The organism is Nostoc sp. CmiVER01 (genome assembly GCF_034531135.2).
GTDB lineage: Bacteria > Cyanobacteriota > Cyanobacteriia > Cyanobacteriales > Nostocaceae > Nostoc.
The window spans coordinates 237,982-259,575 of sequence record NZ_JAVRBU020000002.1 but is presented as its reverse complement, the minus strand read 5'-3'; the positions used below and the strand labels follow the sequence as shown (position 1 = coordinate 259,575).

General features: G+C 40.0%; 14 protein-coding genes and 1 pseudogene. 3 read left to right on the top strand and 12 right to left on the bottom strand.

Annotated features, from left to right (window positions below; translation table 11 throughout):
* The first annotated feature begins 784 nt into the window (after window positions 1-784).
* The 3 genes and pseudogenes from RMZ43_RS03780 to RMZ43_RS03770 all read left to right on the top strand — a co-directional run bounded on the left by RMZ43_RS03780 (window position 785) and on the right by RMZ43_RS03770 (window position 4,883).
* Window positions 785-2,611 carry a KAP family NTPase gene (locus RMZ43_RS03780; RefSeq protein ID WP_322647482.1) on the top strand — a complete coding sequence of 609 codons (1,827 nt, stop codon included), beginning with the start codon at window positions 785-787 and terminating at the stop codon, window positions 2,609-2,611.
* A gap of 361 nt (window positions 2,612-2,972) precedes the next feature.
* Window positions 2,973-3,083, top strand: a pseudogene (locus RMZ43_RS03775) (FAD-dependent oxidoreductase); the annotation flags it as partial.
* A 789-nt stretch (window positions 3,084-3,872) separates the two neighbouring features.
* Window positions 3,873-4,883, top strand: a complete 1,011-nt coding sequence (locus RMZ43_RS03770) for an SDR family oxidoreductase (RefSeq protein ID WP_322654608.1) — start codon at window positions 3,873-3,875, stop codon at window positions 4,881-4,883.
* Between the two features lie 125 nt (window positions 4,884-5,008).
* Here the strand turns inward: RMZ43_RS03770 and RMZ43_RS03765 are convergent, their stop codons facing one another.
* The 12 genes from RMZ43_RS03765 to RMZ43_RS03710 all read right to left on the bottom strand — a co-directional run bounded on the left by RMZ43_RS03765 (window position 5,009) and on the right by RMZ43_RS03710 (window position 21,499).
* Window positions 5,009-6,121 (bottom strand): glycosyltransferase family 4 protein, encoded by a 1,113-nt coding sequence (locus RMZ43_RS03765; RefSeq protein WP_322647480.1) that lies wholly within the window; start codon window positions 6,119-6,121, stop codon window positions 5,009-5,011.
* A gap of 86 nt (window positions 6,122-6,207) precedes the next feature.
* Window positions 6,208-7,641 carry an O-antigen ligase domain-containing protein gene (locus RMZ43_RS03760; RefSeq protein WP_322647479.1) on the bottom strand — a complete coding sequence of 478 codons (1,434 nt, stop codon included), beginning with the start codon at window positions 7,639-7,641 and terminating at the stop codon, window positions 6,208-6,210.
* Between the two features lie 76 nt (window positions 7,642-7,717).
* Window positions 7,718-8,644: a glycosyltransferase family 2 protein gene (locus RMZ43_RS03755; RefSeq protein ID WP_322647478.1), complete on the bottom strand. Its 927-nt coding sequence runs from the start codon at window positions 8,642-8,644 to the stop codon at window positions 7,718-7,720.
* Window positions 8,562-9,785, bottom strand: coding sequence for a glycosyltransferase family 4 protein (locus RMZ43_RS03750; RefSeq protein ID WP_322647477.1), 1,224 nt, complete (start codon window positions 9,783-9,785; stop codon window positions 8,562-8,564). Before RMZ43_RS03750 ends, RMZ43_RS03755 begins: the two co-directional genes overlap by 83 nt.
* Window positions 9,786-10,014: 229 nt before the next feature.
* Window positions 10,015-11,007, bottom strand: coding sequence for a glycosyltransferase family 2 protein (locus tag RMZ43_RS03745; RefSeq protein WP_322654609.1), 993 nt, complete (start codon window positions 11,005-11,007; stop codon window positions 10,015-10,017).
* Between the two features lie 60 nt (window positions 11,008-11,067).
* Window positions 11,068-12,270, bottom strand: coding sequence for a glycosyltransferase family 4 protein (locus RMZ43_RS03740; RefSeq protein ID WP_322654610.1), 1,203 nt, complete (start codon window positions 12,268-12,270; stop codon window positions 11,068-11,070).
* Window positions 12,271-12,338: 68 nt separating this feature from the next.
* Entirely contained in the window at window positions 12,339-13,178 is an 840-nt protein-coding gene (locus RMZ43_RS03735) for a hypothetical protein (protein ID WP_322654611.1), read from the bottom strand.
* Window positions 13,179-13,281: 103 nt separating this feature from the next.
* Complete coding sequence (hepA, locus tag RMZ43_RS03730; protein ID WP_322654612.1) at window positions 13,282-15,123, bottom strand: heterocyst formation ABC transporter subunit HepA; 1,842 nt, start codon at window positions 15,121-15,123, stop codon at window positions 13,282-13,284.
* 96 nt (window positions 15,124-15,219) lie between these two features.
* Complete coding sequence (hepC, locus tag RMZ43_RS03725; protein ID WP_322654613.1) at window positions 15,220-15,930, bottom strand: heterocyst development glycosyltransferase HepC; 711 nt, start codon at window positions 15,928-15,930, stop codon at window positions 15,220-15,222.
* A 633-nt stretch (window positions 15,931-16,563) separates the two neighbouring features.
* Window positions 16,564-18,789, bottom strand: a complete 2,226-nt coding sequence (locus tag RMZ43_RS03720; RefSeq protein WP_322654614.1) for a GumC family protein — start codon at window positions 18,787-18,789, stop codon at window positions 16,564-16,566.
* A 127-nt stretch (window positions 18,790-18,916) separates the two neighbouring features.
* Entirely contained in the window at window positions 18,917-20,017 is a 1,101-nt protein-coding gene (locus RMZ43_RS03715; RefSeq protein ID WP_322654615.1) for a glycosyltransferase, read from the bottom strand.
* A gap of 168 nt (window positions 20,018-20,185) precedes the next feature.
* On the bottom strand, window positions 20,186-21,499 hold the full coding sequence (locus RMZ43_RS03710; protein WP_322654616.1) for an NAD(P)H-dependent oxidoreductase: 1,314 nt from the start codon (window positions 21,497-21,499) through the stop codon (window positions 20,186-20,188).
* Window positions 21,500-21,594: the final 95 nt, after the last annotated feature.

Genomic DNA, 21,594 nt, shown 5'->3' with positions numbered 1-21,594 from the left:
CTACTATTAGCCACAATTAGTAAAACTTATATAATATTTCATCAATAAGCTTTAACGTATTGCAATCCCTTGCCTGGGCAAAAGACTAGAGTGTGTTTTCAAACTACTCGTTTGCCTTCTAAATTTTTAAATGCCCATAAATCCACGCCACTTGCTGGGGAAACCGCAAGATAGCACTGAGTTTCCTTAAAAAAGCTTCATTGGAGTCTCTTAAAGTCCCCCAATTTATCGGGGGTTTAGGGGATCTAAGAATTCAAAAACGCGCCCTAGTTCATAGTAAGTATTGACTATAGGCTGCTTTTGAAGAAAAACAGGCGTCATATAGCAGCACTCAGGCTTCTAATAAAAAAAGCCAATTAATTGACATAAATTTAATTTTATGTATACAGATTTCGCTAAAAGCTTCCTTCTTATATATATATTTTTAGCAGTTAATTAATATTTTGTGGGGATAGAATAATCGATACTCGCTAAATTCACTCTTAAGAATTAATACCTTTGTAAAGGTAACTTAAAATTTAGCTGGCACTAGTACACATAGACAGAAATAATACTGAATTTATATAATCAATAGTTAGGATCGGGGGTTAAATTGAACTTCTATGAGTAATTTTACTAGATGACATGGAGATAGGATTTCCACCCCAACGCTGTTTGTTTATTCAACCTGTTAACAGCGATACTAAATAACTAATATGTAACCAATTGTATAAGCCTTGAGGAAATTATTTACTAGAAATTTCTATCGTGAGGTATCATTGCTCATCTTACAGAATGTGCAAGGATGGGCTATGCGCCGCCGGAGGCGATCGCAACATCAATAAAAAACTTTTTTATGGCACAGACGGAAATTAACGATATATCGACAGATAGCTCCTTAGTCGATCCAGAAAAAGACTTACTAGGACATGCAAACTTTGCCAAGTATCTAGCGGAAAGTATTTGCAGAATGACCTATCCTGAAGGTTTCGTTATTGCAGTTTACGGTTCTTGGAACTCTGGCAAATCTACATTATTAAACTTTGTAGTTCACTATCTTCAACAAAAGCCAGAGAAGGAGAAACCAATCATCGTTCCTTTTAATCCTTGGTTATTCTCTGGACACCAAAATATTACAAGGCGCTTTTTTGACCAATTAAAAAACGCTTTAAGCCAACAGTCATCTGTACCAAAAAGTTTGAGGGAGAGAGTAGCCGATTTTGCCGCCGTTATTTCAGACATTCCTCTACCTTATGCTCAAACTGGCAAGGCATTAGCAGCATTATTGGACGATAAGGATAAAGAAGCTGGCGAATTAAAAGAAGAAGTAGAAGACACCTTAGCACAGCAGCAACGGCGAATAGTCGTAACAATAGACGATATTGATCGGTTGTCTGCGGAAGATATCAAGCAGTTATTTCGTATTATTAAAGCAATGCGAAATTTTACTAATCTTGTCTATCTTCTTGTTTTTAATAAAGAAGTTGTAATGAGAACAATTGCAGATACTAAAGAAATATCTGAAGAAGCATACTTAGAACAGATTATTCAAGTTAGTTTTGAGTTACCTAATCCTGATAAAACTTCACTTCGTCGGCTGCTTTTTGAAAAACTAGATAATATATTTTCTCAAACACCAAAACAAAAAATAAACCAAACTCGCTGGGGTGATATTTACTTTCAAGGAATAGAACACTTTATTACTAACATCCGCGATATTACTCGTTTTATTAATACTTTAACAGTGACCTATCCAGCAGTAAAAGATGAAGTAAATCCTGTTGATTTCCTTGCTATTGAGTCTTTGCGAGTCTTTTGCCCAAAAATTTATAGTACAATCCATCAAAATCCTCATATTTTTGTAGGAGAGGTAAACTTTTCGATAGACGAACTCAAAAATCTTCTGAATACCTGGATTGCTCAACTGCGAGATGAAGACAAGCAGCCTATTAAAAACCTGCTAATGCACCTTTTTCCTAAGTTGAAATTCATTTTGGGTAATACTTCTTTAGATGAAAAGCAAGAGTTAGAATGGCGCGAACAGCTACGTATATGTAGTTTAGAAATATTTCCTATTTACTTTCGTCTGTCGTTATCAGCAGGTGAATTGTCTAATATTCAGATAAAAATTATCCTTGGTTTGGTTGAAAATACAGAGAAGTTTAGAAGTTATTTGATAGAACTTACTAGACAAAAACTTCCAAACGGCACAACGCAAGCCAGAGTGTTTATAGAACAGCTAGAAAATTCCACTGAAGAAATTCCTGTAAATTACATCCCTTCAGTTGTAGAAGCTTTGTTTGATGTCAGTGAGCAATTATTATCTCAAGATGATGAATCTCATAGCATTCTTGCTTTTAGCAATGAAGTTATTATTAGTCGTTGTATCTCACAACTCTTGCGTCAAATTAATGAAACATCACGGTTTGAGTTGCTAAAAAAATTAATTACCCAAGGAAAAGCCTTACCAATAATTAATCATGAAATTGCAATATTAAAAGAGCAACAAAGTCAATATGGTACAGATAAATCTAACTATGATGAAAAATGGCTTGTGAATGCACAGCATCTCAAAAAACTGGAAGAAATGACTGCCAGCATAGAGGTAAAAACTGATACTAACTATAAATAATTTTAAGAAGAATTCAGAATTCAGAAGTCAGAATTCAGGAGCCAGAATAAAGACGCTACTCGAAAATACTCGCTACCGCTCCGCTATCGATGACTTGTTAACGCTACGCTATCAGTCGGAGATTCAGACCTGCGACTAATTGAAAACCACCAAATCTACGATTTTATGGGGGTTTTAAACCCGGTAATTCAGACGCTTTTTCGGTTAAAATTCATTCTGAATTCTGACTCCTGACTCCTGAATTCTGTTTGAGAAAAACACTACTACTAGATATATAAATATTCTATAACCTACGAAAGATTTAGATATCTTCAGCACTTTCTAATATCGGGGAATATACTTTAATCCCCCCATTGCACTCATGGAATCGTATGACGTTGTAATTATTGGCGCTGGTCATAATGGCTTAGTTTGTGCTGGCTACCTTTTGAAAGCTGGTTACAGCGTCCTATTATTAGAAGGGCGATCGCTTTATTATGCTTAATTAATTATAAGAATCGTATTTGATTTTTGAAATTATCTCCGTGAGCGGGGAGTGGGGAGTAGGGAATAGGGAATTATGCTTTTAATTTGTACCGAGCTTTTTCATAAATCAAACATTAGTCCTATATATTTAATCCTGTTGAATTAGATTCAATACAGTTCACTTAAGCAATTTTTTCTCTCTCTTTCTTCTCTCTGCATCCTCTGTGCCTTAGCGGTAGCCTGCGGCAAGCCGTACCCTTCGGGAAGCAAGCTACGCGTAGCGTCTCGTAGAGAAGCGTCTACGTTAAAAAATTGACTTGGATAACAAAGTTTTAACCTTAACTGAACCGTATTGGAATTAGATTAAGGTTATATTTTTATAGAAAGCTTTGTTTATTTCTAAAGAATGATTTATTGCTAAAAACTTTATTGTAAAGTAATATTACGTAAATTAATTTGCTTTGAGTTTAACTAAAACTATGCTTATTAGTGCAAAATCAATCATTTAAGCAAAAGCAATTTATTACAGAAGCTAGAAATAATTGATTTAAAATTCAAAGTTGTTTCATTATTTTTAAATTCCAAACTCCCTAAAGTTATGAGAAGTATGGAAGAAGCTTATATTCTCTCAGCAGTACGCACGCGACTTAGTAAATTTGGAGATGTCTTAGCAGATTTGTCTTCAGTAGTTATTGAACGATGCGTTAAACCAGTTTTTTGCTTGTCTACCTGTGACAGGGGATTGGGAAACAATTCTTTTAATCCCGAATCCCTATCTTTTTAAGGAGTAAGATTTATGAAATTAAAGCCAATCAATCAGCAGGTTGTTTCGGTCGTTGGAGCTTCCAGTGGTATCGGACGGATCGCAGCTCTTGAGTTTGCTAGACGTGGGGCAAAAGTGGTAGTTTCCGCTCGTGGTGAGTCAAAGCTAAAGTCTTTGGTGGAAGAGATTCGCAGCTTTGGCGGCGAGGCAACTTATTGCGTGGCTGATGTAGAAGTATTTGAGCAAGTTAAGGCGATCGCAGATAAAACTGTGGAAGTCTACGGGCGACTCGATACATGGGTACATGTCCCCGCTATTGGCATCTTTGCAACTTTCGACAATACAACACCAGAAGAGTTTAAGCATGTTATTGATGTCGATCTTATGGGACAGGTGTATGGTGCAATGGCGGCCCTACCCCATCTAAAGCGTGAGGGAAGGGGAGCATTGATCCATGTCTCTTCAATGGAAGGTAGGCGATCGCTCCCTTACCAAAGTGCTTACTCGTCAGCCAAGCATGGGGTCGAGGGCTTTATTGAAGCGATGCGTGTTGAGTTGCAACATGAAAAATGGCCTATCAGCGTCACAAGTGTGAAGCCAGCAGTGATCAACACCCCCTTCTGGAACAATGGCCGGACGAAATTAGGCGTAAAGCCTGCCGGGATACCACCTTACTACGAGCCTAAGCTTGTAGCTGATGCTATCCTCTATACAGCCGAACATCCAACTCGTGACTACTTGGTTGGGGATGTAGCTAAAATATTAGATTTGGTACAGCGCATTTCCCCATCATTAGTAGATTCACTGTTATTGCTCGTCGGCTTCAAGTTACAGCATAGTTCCGAGCCGAAGTCTGAAGATGCACCAAATAATTTTTATCAACCTGTTGCTGAAGACGACAGAGTTAACGGAGATTATGGTCACTTAGTTATACCTAGTCTTTCCGACTGGCTAGAAAAAAATCCGTTTCTTCAGTGGGGTGCGATCGCTGGTACAGCAGCATTAGCGTTTCTAGTAGCTCAAGTAATCAAAGAGCAAGGATAAAGGGGCTTCCAATCAAAAAAAGATCCCATACTTTGATGGCAGGGGAGCAGGGGGGAGGGTTATTGTTGAGTAATTAATTCTTCTCTCAAGAACAGCTTCTCTTCTTCCCTTGCCAGTATTGAGGATCAAGCTTTAGCAGAACGAAGTACACTAATAAAGTTTTGAGCATAATTCTGCGTTGAGAAATCGAGGGCGCGTTGTCTGGCAGCTACTCCGGCACTTTGGGCAAATTCTTGCTCGTCAAGATAACGGAGAATTGCGATCGCTAACTTCTCTGCATCACCGTAAGGTGTTAATAATCCATTCATGCCATCGGTAATAATCTCCGTCGGGCCGCCAGCATCACCAGCAATCACAGGTTTACCCAACGCCATCGCCTCAATAATCACAATCCCAAACGGCTCTTTATCCGATGCGTGAACGAATACATCCATCGCCTGTACCCACTCTGGGATATTACGCTGTAAACCAGCCATAATTACTTGCTCTTTCAAGCCCAAGGCGGCGATTTCGGCTTTTAAAAAATCCTCATAATCTGGTTCTAAATCGTGCTTACCGCCAACTACTACACAATGAGCATCAGGATACTTCTGTAAAATTTTTGGCATTGCTTGCACCAATACGTGCATTCCCTTCCATCGTTGCAATCGTCCAACAATTCCAATCAATGGCCCGTGTAAAGGTAAGCCCAGCTTTCGCCGTGCTTCTTCTGGAGACGGCAAAGCATTAGGCTCAAATCGGTCTAATGCGACACCAGGATAAACTAATGGTGTTGGTCTGTGCGGCCAAATCTCTGCCTGTGCTTGCTTACCATCTTGGGAGAGAGTGATAATTGCACGGGCTGGGATTAAAGTAGCGATTCGTACTAGCCAAGTTTTATCGCTAGGTACTTCTAGCTGATACCATACAGCAGGCAAGCCCGCCAGCATTGCTGCTAAACCTCCAGATATATGCGTGATCCACATCCAATTGACAATTATATCTGCACGTTCGCGGCGGGCGATCGCAGCTATCCGAAAAACGGCGGCAACAAAACGGTGGATTTGGCGTAAACGTCCACTTTCTACAACTCGCGCATCAATGCCAAGGGACTTTACTTGCTCAACCATCGGGCCGTCTTCTAAAAATATCACCAGCCACTCGACACCGACATTACGTCCCTGTTGCACCAAATCCCAAAGCATCATTTCACCGCCACCTCGTTGCTCGGCAAGTGGCATTACAATAATTGCTTTCATAATATATCAGTCCTATTTAAGTTGTAAGATTTTGTTTTTTAACTAACGGCAAAAAATAATTTGTATCCAGTCAAATGTTTTCGGATTTATTCATAATTCTTTTGATGTTGATAATACTTGTGTCCTGCCATAGCCATAGCTAAAAATCCCCAAAGAATCATCCCTGCCACACTTAACATGCCACTACCGATAATTAGCTGTGTGGAAGAACTGATACCGATAGCGCGGGCAGCACTAATAAAACTATCGAAACGACCTTCACCATAACTGCTGACACTGATAATTAAAAAAATTAATCCACCCATATAAAAGATGGCTCCAAACCAACCAAGGGTGAAAAACATATCTAAAATGCCACTATCAATTACCACTACTTCAATTTGTCCAGTTTTTTCGTTAACTTTCCAAATATTTCCTAAGCCATTACCTAGACCATTAGAAAGGGCTAAACCAAGGTTTTTATCGTAACTTCCCGATCTATCTTTAAAACTGTTATCTTCTTCAAGATTAGAAAAAGTTTGTAAACGAGCTGCTACAACCCCAGCAATTGGTTCAATGGTTGTCAATGGCACAACACAAATTGCCATCACCGCAATTATGATGATTAAGCGCATTTGAATCCGGGTTTTGACTGAACCCACGATCATAATTATTCCTAATAACCAGCCTCCCCAATTAGTACGTGCTTGTGTCAACAGGAAGGACAAGTAACCAACAACTGAAGCAGGAAAAATTAAGTTTCCTGAACTGGTAAATAACAACAGCAACCCAGCTTGCATAACGGAACCAAAGGGGCCGACTGAGTGCAATGTACTCCAGACGCGCATCCCGAAAGGTACAGGATTTCCAGAACTCATGAATAGTTTTGATTGGATGAGCCAGTACCTATCCCATTCAGGAGCCACGACGAATTGATATACGCCATACGCTCCTAAAATTAACACAGACCAAAGAAATGTTCGTTGAATATTCTGGCGATAGCTGGGATAATCTCGCCAGTTGATAAATAAGTGAAAAGCGAAAATGATCGGACTGAGCCAATCCATCAACCCGCGTGCTACAGGGATTGGTGGATTATAAATTAGACCGATTAAAAAGCCATAGAAGACTCCGATAAAAGCTAAAACAAACGGCAATCCCCCTTGACGTGAAGCGCGGGGAAAGTGTCGGAAGAATGTTGCAATAGTGACAAATACTACTAAGTATGGTGCGATGAGCATCTGACGGGTAGCGTCCCAGCCCACCCGATAGTCAACCAAACGGGTAGCTAAGGGCGTGAGAAACCAGATCCACCAAGTAAAGCTGATGTAGAGAATGGGATGCCGCAAGTATAAAAATATGGCTACTATCAAAGCCATCACCGGATAAATTAGGCGTAATGCGGCAGTAGCACCAGCAAAATAGCAAACTACAGTTAGTAATATAAAGCCTGCGATCGCCATCCAACCCTGTTGCGATCGCTCTTCGGGAGAATAGCTTTCTTGTAAAAAACTATTGAAAAGTATCTGTCTATAATTCATTCAATTTTAGATTTTAGATTTACACATAAAAAATCCCAAATGAAATAATTAGTCTGCAATGACCAATGACAAATGACTAATGACCAATGACAAATTGTTTATATCCTTGCCAACGTCCACGCCAAGATGCCAGCAATTTTTTCCCTGCCAACTGCCCTTGGCTAGGTAAAAATCTCAGCCATTGGACGAAACCCAAGCTATCGCATGTACCCACAAATACTGCCCAGAATAAAAATATAATCCGGCGGATAAATGGCAAATGCTCTAATAAAACTAAGGTTTCATTATGGACTAAATTAATAAAGGCAATTTCATTAAAATTATTTCGCTGGTCTTCATCAAAACGTTGTGCCGGATAGTGATCTACAGCAACATTAGGATCGTAAATTATCTTCCAACCTGCCCGTTTTAATGTCAGAGTGAATGCCATTTCAAAATGTACCTGCGCTCCAGTACCGCGCATCCGCTCGTCAAAGCGTAGTTGTCCGATTGCTTGGGTACGAAAACTCATGTTTACGCCCTTGAGAATATCAACTTCGCGAGGTTCTCCTACTCCCAGGTGATGGTTGCCAATCACTCGGCCAAACCATTGCAACTGTCCCACTACTGGGCGGGATTCGTCTTCTAGTTTGCTGCCGTGGTATATCCAATCACGCCCTCCCAGTCCGCCGAGGTGGCTATCACAGGTAAAGTAAGCGGCGATGCGCTCTAACCAATCTGGGTGAGGTGCAGCATCATCATCAGTAATGGAAACAATATCACCCTCCACTGCTGCTAGTCCGGCGTTGAGGGCTGCTACTACTCCCGGTTGTGTGACTTTCACAGTATGCAATGGCAGATTGGGCGCGTTTAATTGTGCTAGAAATTCCCAAGTTTCTGCATCCGTGTCACGGACAACTACTATCACCTGATCAACCGGTTTAGTTTGCTCCTGTAGCGCCAAAAGGCAGCGTGATAGGTCTTGTGGACGGCGATAAGTCGGTATCAGAACGGTGTTCCGCATTCTTGCTTAACTCCTCGAATAGATCCACATAAGTTTGTGCCATAGTAGTCCAGCTATGTTTTTCTGCCACAGAACGAGCTGCTTTGCCCATTTGCTGTATCAACGGGATATCGCTCACCAAGGACATCAACGCCACAGCCAAAGCATCAATATCATCTGAGTCGGATAAGACGATGCCACATTCTGGTGTCACCAACTCTCCGCCCCCGGTGGCTGTGGCAGTAATTACAGGCAGTCCTGAAGAAAGTGCTTCTAACAATACGAGACTACAAGCTTCGTATCGGGAAGGAAAAACAAATAAATCTACTGCTTGCATAATTTGGGGGATATCACGGCGAAATCCCACAAAATGCACGCGATCGCTTAACCCCAAAGATGCTGCTAATTCTGGGAAAGGGCTACCTTGTGTGTGTCCTACCACCACCAAATGTAAATCGGGAACTTTCGCCAACGCGTGCAACACCGTATCTAAGTTCTTTCTGGGTGTGCGGATATCTCCGGCGAACAATGCTAAGGTGACATTCTCCGTTAAACCTAATTTTTGGCGATGCCTACGGCGGGCTACGCCTACACTTGGGCCAGGGGCAAACTCTTCTAAATCAACGCCATTGATAATTACACGAATCCGAGAACGCGGCACACCAATGTTAATTAATTCCTGTGCTACCTTTTCGGAGACAGCCACCACAACCTGGGCTTTTTGGAAAGCCTGTTTTTCCCAACGCGCATTAAAAGCCGTAAACAGCCATTGGTACAAACCATATAAGTCTCGACGGTTGCGGGAAATATGAACAGGCGATCGCAACCATGAACTATGGACAAAATGTACAGCATTTACATCAGCCGCAGCCAGATTAATTGCGCCATTGACTTTAACTAAATCAATTTCAAAGCGATGTTGACGTAACCAATCTGCACTTTTTTGGGCAAATATCAAATTGCGAACAAATTCTGTCGGATAGCCTTTGACTGGAATTTTAATCCAATTAACTTGACTATTCTCTTCTAGTTCTGGTGCGACTTCACTAGCCAATAATGTCAGTTGATGACCACGACAAATTGCTTCTTGAGCTACTTCGTAGTTTACTCGCCCCTGACCATCTCCTTTTTTGATTTTATGAGTAACAATACAAAATTTCATACACTACCTTGCTTGGTAAAATAAGCGAAAACAAAGACGCAAAGTAAAAAGATTTTTATTACCTCTGTTCCCTCTGCGTCTCTGCGGTTCGTTAAAAGAATAGACCCCCCTTATAAAGGGGGGAAACTTGAAATCTTGCCCCCTCCCCTTCACAAGGGGAGGGTTGGGGAGGGGTAATTCAAGGATTTTTGCAAGAGGTCTAATCTAGAATTTAGACACTATTCCTCTATCATTTAGAGATTTCTATTAATTTTTCTGCGAAAAAACGCGGAGTAAAACTAAGAGTTAGTGCAGCCACAGTTCGCACATCAAATTTTTGTTGATTCAACGCCTGCCAAAAATATGGACGTGCTGCGGCTATCTGTTCACTTCGTAGCAAACCAATTCCCAAAGTTGTATTAGCTTCTAACCATTTTTGTTGAAAGTAACTTTTAAATTGCTGTAACTGAGCGTCTTTCATAAAGACTTGATAACAAAACATTTCGCTTTTAGCTTTGCGGATTTTTGCTTGCATATCTCGACTACCACTGAGCATAGTATCAGTTTGCTCATGGGCGCGATATCGCGTCAATCTTTCTGGATAATAGTAAGCACCGTAACCAGATATACAACAGAGATAAGTTAAATATAAATCCCACATTCCGCCAACTTCTGAGGGCATACTATCCCAATCGATAATATTATTACGAATCACACAAGATGCAGCAGTGGGTATGCTTTTATCTACCAATCCAATTTTGTAAAAAGGTTGATGAATTCCTTTTGCTAGTTTGTCTCGCTTATAACCGCGTGTATTTTCTTCAGTTCCAGCATGATTAATTATGCTATTAGCATCTATAATATATTGGTCACAAAAAGCGAGAATTAATTCAGAATTTGCTTCTAGAGGTGGTACTAGCTTTGCTAAAAAATCTTCATTCCAGATATCATCATCATGGAGGCTAGCAACATATTTACCTCGCGCTATCTTGAAGCCATGCTGCTGATTAGCAAGCATACCTACATTTTGCTGATGTCGCCAAAATATTATACGTGAATCACCAAAAGAAGCCACAAGTTCTTGAGGATTTTCTGGGCTACAATTATCAGAAACAATAATTTCGATATTTTGATAAGTTTGTTTAACAGCGCTAGTGATCGCTTGCTTAAGATACTCTGGTCTATTATAGGTGGGGATAATAACGCTAACCAAAGGCTGTTGGGATTCTTGAGACAATGACATAGTTTATTCCCTTATATTTCGTAGTTAAAATATGGACAATTTGATATACAAAACCTAAGCTTATTTCACTTGAGAAATGCTATACACTTTTTTGGCTCTAAAAGGAAATTCAGCTATTGTTTTTGCATAAATTGTTTGAAGATTATTCACATGAGCATTCATGGTAAATTCTTTCATTAATAAAGCATGACCTTGTTCTCCCATGTATCGGCTTTTTTCATAATCTCCATACAAATTATGAATCGCATCAGCCAGCTTTTTGATATCATTACCTGGAACAAGAATACCTGTTTCTCCATCTCGTAAATGTTCTGGAATCCCTCCCACTGCACTACCAATTACAGGTCGATAACGAGAATATGCTTCTAGAGTTACAAGACCCGCAGGTTCAGGCCAAACGCTAGGAAAGATGACTGCAAAACATTGTTCGTAAAGGTTATTTAATGTGTTGCGATCGCACCAACCATGCCAAGTAATCCGGTTACTTAATCCGAGTGTATTTGCTAACCTTTCTAAGCGTGGTCGTTCCCAACCTTCACCTGCAATATCAAGTTTGATTTGCTGATTTGTATGTATTAAGGTTTTGAGTAACCATTCTAAACCTTTATCAGAAACAATGCGACCAACAAACAAAATTCTATGATTTTGATGGATATCTAAACTCAAAGGTGCAACGGTTATTTTTGGTATAGAAATACCACAATGTAACGTTACAATCTTCTCAGAGTTTACACCATTTTTAATCAACTCTTGACGCACGTATTCGCTATTAGCAACAAAAGTAATTTTTACCTTTTTTAAGGCATCTAATAACTGATGAGTAATTTGAAGTTCTTTAAGAGTTTTTAACGGTCTACGGCTACCACATTTATCTGCTAATTTACCCCAACTACAACCTAAGTAAGAGAAGTTGCGATCGCAGATTTTTCCTTGTCCAGCTAAATACTTTGTGCCGCTAGGACAGTACAATGAGTGATTATGAACGCTAAAAACTGTGGGACACTCGCCTGTAAGCTGCAAAAGTAAATCTGGGCTGTGGAGGTGCAGCAGCTTAAACTGGCTTTGGTCAACATTCTTAAGCGATTTTATCACGCGATCGCTAACTTCAGGTGGTCGATGTTCAAATAGAGAGGCTAAATAAGTTTCAACACCTCCGCCCTCGCCTACATCGAAATTGGAGCATTGATAAATTAGGTCTTCTTCAAAAATACCTCTGTCCAACTGTTCATCATTTCGCTTGGCATCATTGATTGAGTTAAGCATTAACCACCATGTTTTACGTTATTACTAACTGTATTCATCATCTAAATAGAGGCTTAAGTTCATCAAAATTATATGCCAACATTAAACCAAAGCTTGTGTCTAACATCACTCACATAATGCCTGAGAGCAATGTTTTTACTTGCAGATTTATCTGGATAAATGAACTGATCTTCTACATTAAGAACATATTTTTTTGAGCATATAGGTTTACCATGATTGTGATGCATTGTCAAATGAACAATTGTTTGTTCCGTAAAATAAGTAGGAGCTTCTTGGAGATTTGCTAAACGTTCGATAGCAAAACTCCAGTCAAATTCATGCCTAAAGAATATAAATCCACCATTTACTGGATTTAGTTTTTCAGAATCATCATAAATAATTCGCTCATCTAGTGACATAGAACAATCAGGTAGATAAAGAGAATATTTATCGTCCGATTTACTCAAATCAATTAAATCAATACCGCCGGGGAAAAATAAAATATCTGAATCAGTGTAAATCGTAGCTCCATTAACCGGAATTGACATTAATGCTGACAACTTTTTGCCAAGTGGATGCAGTTGGGCATAATCATGAACACATTGAGGTAAATCTGTTCTCAGGAAGTTTTGTAAAAGTATTACCTTAACGCAGGGATGGATACGGCGGAGTAAATTACAACTAGACTCAGTGTAACTACCATCAGAAACTACAGTGAATATATCTGGAATGCCAACATTACGAATGAATGAGCGAATACTTGCTACTTGTTCTGGTAAATCACGTTCACATGAGAAAGCATAGACACTTACCGGAACTTGTCGAGTTTGTTTTATCGGAATACTGACAATCTGAGAAAGGGCTGCTTTATATAAGGAACGATTAAATCTACCCTGAATTTTAGCAGTATGATAGCCTATGTTTACCATTTATTTTTCCTAGTTATATAAATAATTTAGTAGTGAAATTAATTCGTAATTTGCCAATTACAAATTACGTAGCTTGCTTCTCGCCGGAGGCGAGTATTACGAATTACGAATTATAGTATTGCATCTGGTGATATTCCCAAAGCTTGCCTTTACGTCCTAGTAATTCTTGATATTTACCCTGTTCTACAATCCGTCCTGCTTCCAAAACTACAACTTTATCGGCTTTAGCAATAGTAGAAAGACGGTGAGCGATCGCAATTACTGTTCTACCCACAGATAGCTTTTCTAATGAATCTTGAATTAAGCGCTCTGATACAGAATCTAAAGCACTAGTCGCTTCATCCAAAATCAAAATTTCTGGGTTCCTTAGTAGCGCCCGTGCGATAGCAATTCGCTGTCTTTGTCCTCCAGATAATCTAACACCCCGATCTCCCAATTGGGTATTAAAACCTTCAGGCATTTCTAAAATAAATTCCAGCGCATTGGCTAATTTAGCAGCTTCTTGAATTTGCTCATTAGTAGCTTGTGGAGTACCATAAGCAATATTTTGCCAAACATCAGTATTGAAGATAAAAGTATCCTGACTGACTACAGCTATTTGACGACGAAGAGAGTTAATTTCAAACAGTCTTATATCAACTTCATCGATATAAACATTTCCGTCTGTAGCATTATAAAAGCGAGGAATTAAATCAGCAAGAGTTGTTTTACCAGCACCAGAGGCTCCGACTAATGCAGTCATTTTCCCCTTTTCAATGGTTAAGGTAACATTATGCAACACTATATTTTTGTCATCGTAGCCAAAATCTACAGATACTAAATTTATTGCCCTTTCTAAAGCTTTAAACTGAAGTGTTCCATTCTGAAAATAATTTTTATCATCACTTTTGAGCAAATTTTTAATATTGTCTGCCGAACCATGTAGAGTATTGAGAAATGCTCTAGTACCATTAATATCTTGAACAAACGGGATGAAGCGAAATAGGACAAAGAAAAATGTTAGCAAAGAAGCAACTTGTAGCGTTCCATTACTAACCAGGCTAGTGAATGCCAAAATAATCATTCCCACCAATACCGTAGTAGCTACTCCTTCGGCAATTGGTTTGACAAGTGTCCAAGTGAATACAACTTTAGTTGTAGTACTTACTACCTTGTCACTGGCTTTATAATAACGCTGGCGCTCAAATTCTTGAGTACCACAGGAATGAACTGTGCGAATGCCATTAATAAATTCTATGGCTGTTGATGTAAAATTAGCATTAGCAGTTGTCATGCCAAAACTTGATTCTCTGACTCTGGCATTCAGATTAGATAAACCTACACCTAAAAGTGTAAATAGCAATGCTGAAATTACAGTCAGTTGCCATGATATCAAAAACATTGAAATCAAGTAGACAAGAGTTGTGATTCCTCTAGTTATTAAAAATGCTGCGCCACTGAAACCCTGTCTTATCCTCTCAATTTCTGTGGTTATTGTGTTAATTAGTTCGCCAGAACGAGTTTTGGCAAAGTAACTTAACGATAATGATTGTAACTGTTCAAAAATTTGTTTGCGTAAGCGATCGCCAAAATGCAGTTGAGATAATTCAGTATATACTTGTCCAAAATAATTGAAGGCAACACGTAACCAAGTACTCAATAAAATCAGCGAAGATATTCGGTACAGACGATTAATCGCCGAGGAATTAGCTCCCAATACGAAATTATCGAACCATTCTATTCCTGTTTGTACAGGTTGAGCGTTGGGACTAGTTAAGCTTTGCAAAAAAGAAAGTAAAAAACCAATACTGACACCTTCAAAAGTTGCCGCCAGAACTGAGAATATCAAAGCTAAAATTACAATCTTGCGAAAGTGCTTAAATTCTCGCAATAGCAAATAGTTGTCCTGCCAAAAGCTGGAAGCTCTAAGTAGACTACGAAGTTTTTGAGGAAATTGGAAATGCATGGATTTTATAATAGTTTGGCAAGGTAGATAGACCGCTATAGTGTTTTAGCCTCAGTGCGGTAGATGAAAACATCAATTACTTACCGCACAGATAAATTACAGTGTTTGGCTATCTAGATGTAACAGGTGAGACTGTGCTTCTACTTCCCAAGAAGCTTTAATTTCTGGTAGTTTATTTAGCTGTACTGCATCTTCTAAAGTCCAACAACGAGATCCGGTTAAACTCATGTCACCCCGTAGCACATTAAATAATAGTGGCAGATTGTCGAGACTGGATTTACCTATCCAACCCCCTAGCGGTGTGGTGTTTTGCGTGCGAAACCTCATTGCCTGAAACAGTTTACCTCGTTCTCCAACACGCCATTCACGGCAAAAAAGTGACCCTGGTGAGTAAACCTGCATTAGCACAATCAATCCCAACATGACTGGACTTACTAATAGCAGCAACACTAAAGCGGCAATCCAATCAATTACTCGTTGGAAGGGTTGGTTAGACAGTTTATTGCTAGCGGATATGTTTAGGAATATTGGCTTTTGAGCTTCTTCACATGCATCTGCCCAAAATCTCAGCAAAGCCTCACCCAATTTAGGATCTATGCTTACCAAACTTACCGGAGAATGTTGTAAGCATTCTACTAGCGATCGCTTACTATTTAATGAAGGCAAATATGGTTGTTTAACTTGTCCAAGCGGCTTCACCAACAGCTTACCCCGTCGCCACTGGAGTGTGCAGTACCCACGATTATCTTGGTGTTCCTGGGTTATATCATATAAATTCTCTAGAGTTGGAATTATTGAAGTTGTCATAATGTCTTTGGATTATACAGGAGTAAATTGCTGAGGCGTTATCAAAGGCTATCAATGCCAAAGACCCAAATCCGAATCTTGTTGTAAGTCCAAAAAGTTGGAGATAATTGAGGGCAAAATATGTTATTGCTATTTGCCACCTAGCCAAGCACACATTGTGCAGAATTATGCTGGTGTAGAGGTTTATAAATCAACGTTACTATCAATATTCATGGGTAATCGGTATTTTCCGGTAACTACTGAAAGTAGAAATATGTAGAGGGAAATTACCCATAAATTTATATCTACGTTTAATTGCACTGAGGTGTTTATTGTATCGATAGATTTACCAAAACCAGTCTGCTGTTATCTTCTAGCCTTTATGAAGGTGCTTTAATCTCTAGAATATAAGACTATTTAGGAATAGCGATCGCTCATATAAATTCTTTATTTACTCTTTAAAGAGCCAGTGATTTCTCGGAAAACCTATAAAGATAGCATAAATATACTGATTTTTTCCTGATAGCAATAAAATTAAATTTTGTTCAAAAAAATGTAGGGTAGCACACCTGTGCTACCCCATTGCGTGTTGTATTTAAACTGTTAGATCCCCGACTTCTCTAAGAAGTCGGGGATCTTTCGTCACCGTACTAACTATTTTTCTACAGCTTGACGCAGAGCTAATTGCTGTTGTTTGATATAAGGTACGTAATTGCTACTATTTGAGACCCCATTAGCTACAACGCCAATCAGATTTAACTTACTCAGCATGGCTGTAGCTTGATTAAGCTGACTTCGCGTTACAATCCCAATGCTTGCCACCATAACCACGCTACGACAAGATGATGCGGTAAGCATGGCATCCACCAAACCGAGAACTGGGGGAGCGTCTATGAGTACCAAATCATAGTTTTCCTCAAATGCTGCCATTAATTCTATCATCCGAGGGGAACTCAACAGATTAGCTGGATCAGCAGGTCTGGGGCCGGCGGTCAAAATATCGATGTAGGCGGAACCTGAGTATTGAAGACTAATCTGGTTGGGTAGAGTTGCATCACTAGCCAGTAGAGTTGAAAGCCCCTGTTCATTAGGAAGATTCAGTTGTTCGTGCAGGCTGGGATCGCGTAAATTGGCATCAATCAGCAGTACCCTTTTGTGTAAACGGGCAGCACTCATCGCCAAACCCAACGCCAAAGCTGACTTACCCTCATCAGGTAAAGCTGAGGTAATCATCAAAGATTTCAGGTTAGCAACAGTATTTAAAAGTTCAATATTTTTGTAAATCAGATCCAGCGATTCCCAGCGCGGTGGAGATTGCAATACCTGAATTGTCCAGGGGGCGAGAACTTCTGGCTTACCAAAGGGCAACTTGATCATTGATTCTCTGGGTTTGGCTGGCGGTAATTTGGGAGTTGTTCCCAACAACGGCATGGCCATTTGCTTCTCTAATTCAGCAGTGGTGTGAACTGCATCATCAGCCGATTCTCGAACAAAGGCAGCAATGCCTCCTAACATAAACCCAACTACAGCACCTAACAGCAAGTTCTGTTGAAGATTGGGGCCTAATTGTCCGCCTTTTTGAGGTTCTTCTACAACTTCCCAATTAAATCCACCCTTAGAAAGTTCTTGCCGTAATTGCTGTTCTGCCCTTAAAAGCTGCTCTAACCTTTCACGGCTAAATTGCAGCTGCGGTAACATCCGATTGTAATAAGCTAAAAGAGGCGGGAAACGTTTGATTTCAAAACGCAACTCGTTTTCTTTCTGGGCCAAAGTTTGATCGCGAGCAGTTAAAGCAACTATATTTGTCTGTGTTTCTACTAACTGACCAGCTAGGCTGAGATCAATTTGGCCAAGCTGTCCTTTTTCGAGAAGAGAATCTCCATTCGTGAATGCACCAGCAGACTTTTCGCCTAAAGTTCTTCCTACCTCTTGTTGCAATAATTCCTTCTGGCTTTTAAGCTGTTCTTTGAGCTTTTGCACACTCGGAGTTTCATCTGTAAAGCGTAAGCGTTCTTGTGCTAATGCCAGCTCGCTTTTTTGAATTTCGTTCAGTAAGCCTTGATAGCGAGTAGATTGACTCAGACGAGAAGCAACTAGAGCATTTTGAGGAGAACGGTTAAGTTGTTCTTCTAAAGATTTTTGGCGTGCTAAAGCTTCGCCATACTGGGCACGAGTTGTCTGTCTTTCTTGGGCAATATTATTTAAAGCTGTCTCAATCGCTTTGGCCTGTGACTCTGGATCAATTAAGTTTTGATTTCTGCGGAACCTTTGTAAATTTGTCTCAGCCGCGTTTACTTCTTCACTGGCTTTACTTAACTGTTCTCTGATAATTTGCAGACCTTTTTGTAAACGCGAATTCTGTTGTTCTTTGTTATATTCCACATAAACTTGTCGAATTGCGCTCAGAACTTTTTGTGTCTTTTCTGGATCTCCAGCAGTGTATTCAACTTGAAATATTTTAGTAGCAACATTATCTTCTTTGCTCCTTATTTGAGTTAGTACTAAGGAAGCTTTAATCTCAGCCGAACTTATATCTGGATAATCAGATTGAAGTTTATCAACTGCTTTTTGGATGAGTCCTGAACTCTGCATCAAGTTAAGCTGAGTTGCAGTATCTATGACCACATTAGAGTCAGTAAATTGGTTGTCTACACCCCCTCCTTCTGTTTTTCCTTGATAGTTAGGTTCTACTAGCAGTTGCATGGAACTTTTATAAGTTGGCTTGGTTTTAAAAGTTACCATGCCTGCAATAGCAATAGAAGTAATTAATACTGCTAGAAACCAAGGAAATCTTCGCACAAATACGGCAAACAATTGTCCGTAGCTTGGTTCAGTTTCCGAAGCTGGAGTTATCTGAGGATTTAGACTAGTTTGAACCACTTTTATTATCCTTGTCTTCAAGACTTACGCTAAGAGATTCTCCGAAAATACCTATTTGTTTTACGAACTGCCAAGAAGGAGAAAGAAAAATAAATAGGTAATCTTATAGGGGGAAGAGATTCAGGAATCAAATGAATAATTGATGCACACCACAAGCTCGGTTAATGATTTGCTCAACTTTACTAAAGAAGGCATTTTCTGAAAAGTTTGCTACTGCATGATTACGGATGCGATCGTAATCCCAAGAAATGCCATTGGCTTCTAGTAATGCAATTTGTAGAGATTCGGGTGTTTGCCTTTTGAAAAAGACTCCGGTTTCACCTGGTATTTGAGTATCTAATACTCCACCTGCACCATAAGCGATGACTGGTGTACCACTAGCATTAGCCTCTACTGGAACTAATCCGTAGTCTTCTAAGGCTGCGACAATAATAGACTTGGCTTTGGAAAACAAGTCTTTGCGGGTTCTATCACTTACGTGTCCCAAGAACTCAATATTTTTTAATGCTTTGGATTTTAACCGAGCAAGTTCAGGCCCATCACCTGAGATTAATAATCGCCATCCCAGCCAGTTAAAAGCTTCAACTATTATATCAAGGCGCTTATAGCTGATCATCCGGGCTGAGGCCAGATAATATTCTTCTTTTATATCAGAAAAAAGAAATTTACTAGTATCAATTGGATAGTTTACCATCATTGCCTTTTTGCCATAAATACTTTCAATACGGCGGGCAACGACACTAGAATTGGCAATGTAAAGGTCAGGTTCCTGTGCATATTTCAGGTCTACCTTTCTCATTACTTGAAATATTTGTTCGATTAAAGGAGCAAAATATCTATAGTCTCCGTATTCTCTTAAATAGGTTGCTGTATCCCATAAGAAACGGGTGACGTTATGACAAAAGCAAATGTGACGGGCATTGGGATTTTTTCGCACTGCTTTGGCGAAGCTGGTGCTACTGCTAATAATTAAATCGTAGTCTTGCAGATCCAAGGCACGAAAGGCAGGAAAATATAAAGGAGCCATTGACCTAAAATATTTTGCTGCACCGGGAATCTTTTGCAAAAAGGTTGTATTGACTATGCGATCGCCTAGATCAATAGTTTTTTCTGGATCGTACAGAGATGTGAAAATATCTGCTTCGGGATAGCGTTTACAAAGCAGCTCAAACACACGCTCTGCTCCACCTCGCTGGGTTAAATAATCGTGGACTAGAGCAATTTTCATGAATTTGGCCTAAAGTTTCGATCAGGTTTGTTTCAACGCTCCCCAGCAAGTTATTATCAACAACTTTAGTGTCCCGCAGTATAACTCCTATCCTCTTCACGAAATCCTGGCGACAAATAGGGGCGTACAACTAGCTGTACGCCCCTACAGCCGATTCATTTGTAGCTATTACCCAACTGCTACTAAGATTTTTTCTGAAGCAAAATAAGTGTTTTGCTCAGTTCTTAGTTGGTCGCAGAGTCTGCCTTCAGGTAATTCTACATCCTCATAAGTGAGGACTTGATCCTTAGAAATATCTCGTTTGAGGCGACATCCTTCGGCTAAACCAATTGGTAGAAGATTTTGCTGTTGGACGATATTGGAATTTTCACATTGTCCGTAGGTCATGTAGTAGCCGATGCCATCTAAGGTTTCTCCTGCTTTCAGGTCGATTTTGGCAGTGGTGACAACATCTACTAGCGGGCCTGCTAGTGGAGACATAACGGCATCACCGAATAGGACAGCACGCGCTACGGACAAGGGAACTTCAAAATGACAGAGGTGATAAGGAGTATAGAAGCTGTAAAGTGGGCCTTCGCCTAATTTATATAAGTTGAGATAGTGCTGTTGCTTGGGGTCGTCGTGTGTGGCAAATACATATACGCCTGGGCCAGGTTTTGCTCCAACTACATAATCGACAATGCCGCCCAGTTCTTTGAGTTGTTCAACATCATATATATGGGCCATTTCATCGACATAACCGTTGAAGTCATATCCTAGCATTCCCCGTTTGGCGACTTTCATCCCTGTGGCATTGGCAACGATCGCTTGCTCAAAGGAAATTTTGGTTCCGTCGGCAAAGCTAGCCACCATGTGGGGCTTTTGACCCCAACGTTTAGCAAATCCTTCCTGGGTGGTGGGATTGCGATAGGGGTCTTGGAGTCCTTTAATGTTACCGCACAATAACGGAGTTAGACCAATGCTTTTGACAAAGCGGTAGAGGTTCATTTGCACCCCTGGCTGATCGCCATCACAGGCAGTGAGAATCACACCTGCTTTGTCAGCATAGACTTTGAGGATGGGGCCAATGGTGCCGTCGAGTTCGGCATTCATCATAATCACATGCTTGCAATGAGCGATCGCTTCCATAACGATGTGAGCGCCAAATTCCACTGCACCTGTGACTTCGATTAATGCATCGATGCCCTCGGCCCGACACAGTAACTTAGCGTCTTCTGTGACTGCATACTTACCGTTAGCGATCGCATCTTCTAATTCGCTGACAGTTGCAACAACTTGAATATCTTCAATTCCTGCTTCCGAATAAGCTTGTTTAGCTGCATCAATCTGGCGATTGGAGATAGCAACTAACTCCATTCCTGGCACTGAATTGACAATTTGGTTGGCAATTCCTCGACCCATAAAACCAGCACCAATCATTCCCACCTTAATAGGATTTCCTGCTGCTGCACGGGTTTGTAAGGCGCGATCGATAATAATCATGAACTAAACTCCTTTTTGGAACTGTTGGTTGTGATACAAATTCTCTATAAACTTGCACTTAATAATTTTTTACGGCTAAATATTAAGTACATTTT